Source organism: Endozoicomonas atrinae (genome assembly GCF_001647025.1).
Taxonomy (GTDB): Bacteria; Pseudomonadota; Gammaproteobacteria; order Pseudomonadales; family Endozoicomonadaceae; genus Endozoicomonas; species Endozoicomonas atrinae.
Window position 1 is genome coordinate 1 of sequence record NZ_LUKQ02000400.1, and the last position, 3,560, is coordinate 3,560.

At 45.3% G+C, this 3,560-nt stretch carries 3 protein-coding genes and 2 pseudogenes; 2 read left to right on the plus strand and 3 right to left on the minus strand.

Translation table 11 applies throughout. The features are described 5' to 3' along the window. A pseudogene (locus AK963_RS32620) lies at positions 1-122 on the plus strand (IS1595 family transposase); the annotation flags it as partial. A 7-nt stretch (positions 123-129) separates the two neighbouring features. On the opposite strand, the gene AK963_RS26910 reads toward AK963_RS32620, so the two are convergent. Beyond that, on the minus strand, positions 130-1,035 hold the full coding sequence (locus tag AK963_RS26910; protein ID WP_066018421.1) for a DMT family transporter: 906 nt from the start codon (positions 1,033-1,035) through the stop codon (positions 130-132). A 15-nt stretch (positions 1,036-1,050) separates the two neighbouring features. Beyond that, positions 1,051-1,806, minus strand: coding sequence for an enoyl-CoA hydratase-related protein (locus tag AK963_RS26915; RefSeq protein WP_066018422.1), 756 nt, complete (start codon positions 1,804-1,806; stop codon positions 1,051-1,053). Positions 1,807-1,959: 153 nt separating this feature from the next. On the opposite strand from AK963_RS26915, the gene AK963_RS26920 reads away from it, so the two are divergent. After that, positions 1,960-3,351: an ankyrin repeat domain-containing protein gene (locus AK963_RS26920; protein ID WP_066018423.1), complete on the plus strand. Its 1,392-nt coding sequence runs from the start codon at positions 1,960-1,962 to the stop codon at positions 3,349-3,351. Between the two features lie 19 nt (positions 3,352-3,370). Here the strand turns inward: AK963_RS26920 and AK963_RS36045 are convergent. Continuing rightward, a pseudogene (locus AK963_RS36045) lies at positions 3,371-3,560 on the minus strand (IS630 family transposase); the annotation flags it as partial.

Consider the following 3,560-nt stretch of genomic DNA (forward strand, 5'->3'; position numbering starts at 1 on the left):
ATTGTTATCGATTCAACCGGCGCTTTGATTTGAAAGCAATGGTGTCAAGGTTGGGTTACATGGCTGCACGAACTTGCCCCATGCCAGCAAGGCTTCTCAAGCTGGCTGAGGTACAGTGGTAATCAGGTTTTATTTTGATGTTACTTGAGGAACATTGTTAATAGTTTCACCAGACCTATTCTGACTGAGACCAAGCCAGGAAGATAACAGCCCCGCCACCACTACCAGCACAATACCTGCCAGCGCAACAGTATCAGGAATATGCCCCCAGATAATCCAGCCCAGCCCCCCGGCAAATACAACACCAGAATAGTTGATTGGAGCCACAATTGAAGCTTTAGCCAAGGTATATGCCCGAGTATAACACCACATGGTCAGAGATATCGAGAAGCCAATATAAAGCAAATAGGGCAATGTCCAGAGAGGAATGGCCTGCCACTCCATGATCGCCAATGGCAAGCTGCAGAGAAACGAGATCAGATAATAATAAAACAGGATCACACTGGCTGGCTCAGTATTTGAAAGCACTCGTGTTCCAACCATGGATAACGCCAGGGATAATCCGGAAATCAAACCAATCAGGTGCCAGGTTTCAACACCCTCCAGATCCGGCTTCAGAATCAGGATCACTCCTATGAACCCAAGAATCAGGGGGTGCCAGTGGCTCTTTGGTATCTCAACCTTCATCCATACCCAAACCAGCAGAGGAACAAACAAAGGCGCTGTATTTCTTAACAATGCCGCATCCACCAATGGAATATGCTTGATAGCCAGATAGTAAGCATAAAAGCAGAGCCATCCAGCAACCCCTCGTAACAAATGCGCGCCAGGGCGCCGGGTAGACCAGTGGCTAAATGGATAACGCAGGAACATGGGCACCAGAAGCAGCAGACAAAGTCCATATTGGAACAAAACAATGGTGGTAACCGGCACTACATCAGCAATCATCTTACTGGCAGCTCCGGCTGTGCTGGCTACCAGTGATGATGCGATGGCGAACAGAACCCCTTTCAGCACTGCCCCATGGCCGTCCATTCTCAGAGCACCGGGTTAAGACTTACCGGAAAAAAAGGCGCCCATTACCTGACGGGCTTCCTCGGATATCATTCGCTCACCGAAGATAACACCTTCATCATCAATGCGTTGTTGCACATCGCTACGGCGGGTCTGCGTAATAAGCTGCTTGGTCAGCAACAGCGCTTCACGGGGTTTTTCTGCCAGCTCTCTGGCCTTTGCCAGGGCATATTCAAAGACTTCTTCATTGGCAATTACTGCATTGGCAATGCCATATTCACGGGCGCGCTGAGCATCAAAGAAATCCCCCAGCATCAACAGTTCTGAAGCCCGCTGACGCCCCATAATATCTGGCAGCAGCAAACTTGAAGCAGCTTCTGGTACTACCGCCAGATTCACGAAGGGTAAGCGCAGTCGCGTGCTTTCGCCCACATAAACCAGATCACAATGGAGCAGCAGGGTTACACCAATACCCACTGCAATACCGCTGGCAGCGGCCACAATCGGCTTTTTCTGCACCGCAAGTTGTCGTAGCATTTTCATGGCTTCTGGCTCTTCAGCACTGTTCTGGGCCAGAAAATCCTTTAGGTCATTACCTGCAGTAAACATATCAGGCTGGGCAGCAAAAAGAATAACCTTAACACTGTCATCCTGGTCAGCAGCGATCAGTGCTTCAAGAATCGAAGCGTACATGCCGGTGGTCAGAGCATTCTTTTTATCACTGCGGTTGAAGCGGATCGTCAGGATATCATCCTGCTGTTCGATCAGGATATGATTCTGCTGATCTGACATGGGTTAAGCTCCCTGAAATTCTATTGTCATTATTCTGTCGTCCATACTCTATTACAGCTTCTGTTTAATTGGCAGAATTTTCTAACCGCATGGAGAGAATCCAAAGGGAAAATGTCTAAACACAAGAGGTAAAAATCAAAGGTTCAAACAGCAATGAGCAGCCCGCTGAATACTATGCGTTCTTCTGGAATGTATCTTCCGGATCAGTTTACTGACCAGCAATATAAAGTGTCATCGACTTTATGGGATTCAGAGGCCTTCAGTATGAAGGTTCAGTTAACTTGTAAACATTGCCAGTATATCTCAGCAACAGAGTTCCCTTTGAGCAAAGAAGATGGCCGTTGGGGCTCTCCATGCAATACATACACCAGGCATTATGATAACCAATGTATGCCGTTAAAAAGTCGAAATGCCAGGCCTGTTGATTTTGGCAAACACTCTGTTCGTGAAAACTCTTTCACATCCAGTGATTGGAAAGATCACAAAACCAGCAAATACAACAAGACTGAAGAGCTTGCTGCACAAGGGCTTCACTACCGTGGTTTTGACGATGTTGTTAGTTGCTCAGACTGTTTTTCCAGTTTCAGTGATTGGCAAGCAGAGAATATAAGATGGCTCCATGCTCAAAGCTCAGATGTTTCATGTGTATTTACCGGCCAGCGTAAAGAAGAATCGTGGAAAAGTGTCTGCCAATGGTTGTGTGCTGATAAGTTTGATCAATGTAATAAATATTTTAAAACTCTCAGCTCTGATAAGAAGCATGCAGAGCTGAAATTATTAACCGGATGGGCAATCAGTTTAGGTAAAAATGAAGCTCTTCAATACCTTCTTAAACAAGCAGATAAACCTGTTGAATCTGCCAAAGTCAATGATCAAGAAGTTGGCATTATCATGCATGCCATAAATAGTGGCCAGAATGAGTGCTTACATACCCTTCTAGACTCTGAAAAGGCCCTCCGAAATTCAGGGACTAACTACCAATATCAAGATGAATATGGACAACTCTGGAGCCCATTAGGGCTTGCTGTGAGGCTTGGTCGTTTGGACATTATGGATATATTGATATCAAACCATTACAAACCAACAGGGGTTGGCTGTCTGGTGGGTTCGACACGTATTCCATTATGGAAATTATGTATGGAGCTTGACAATGTACCCGCATTAAAACTGCTTATTAATAGAGGCCTAAATGTAAATAGTGCTATCTATACATCTCCAGATGATCATCGTTTTTACCCTGTTCACTGCGCTACATATCAACAAGACACTGATGCTCTTGAACTACTACTCAGTCATGGTGCCGACATAAACCAGAAAACACCTTCAGCAAGAAAACCAAGGGTAGACTGTAACGACACGTTCGATAAACATAAGCATTCAGCTCACCCAATAACCCAACAAACACCTCTGCACATTGCGGCAACAGGTGTAAAGGAAAATTGGTGTGACTCAACATTTTATGAACTCCTTAAACGGCATGGAGCAAATGAGTCATTGAAGGACTCTACAGGAAATACGCCTGTTTTTTATTTGGGCAAGTCATAATACCAATTGAATTTTCTAACTACTGTATAACTGCCCAATCACGGGAGCACAGACTGAACAGTCGACCAGCTTCGCTGCAAAGGTTATTCCAAGCTTCACAGCAACAATCTACAATATTTTCATAACCTGAAAATGCTTTGTTTGATAAGTCATGCTCCCGCATCCACTCCCATAGCCTTTCTGAGCTGTTTAACTCCGGTGCGAATGGT

Bases quoted from the DNA above. Each gene is read 5' to 3' on its own strand.
- AK963_RS26910 (WP_066018421.1), bottom strand. From the start codon at position 1,035: ATGGACGGCCATGGGGCAGTGCTGAAAGGGGTTCTGTTCGCCATCGCA.
- AK963_RS26920 (WP_066018423.1), top strand. From the start codon at position 1,960: ATGAGCAGCCCGCTGAATACTATGCGTTCTTCTGGAATGTATCTTCCG.
- AK963_RS26915 (WP_066018422.1), bottom strand. From the start codon at position 1,806: ATGTCAGATCAGCAGAATCATATCCTGATCGAACAGCAGGATGATATC.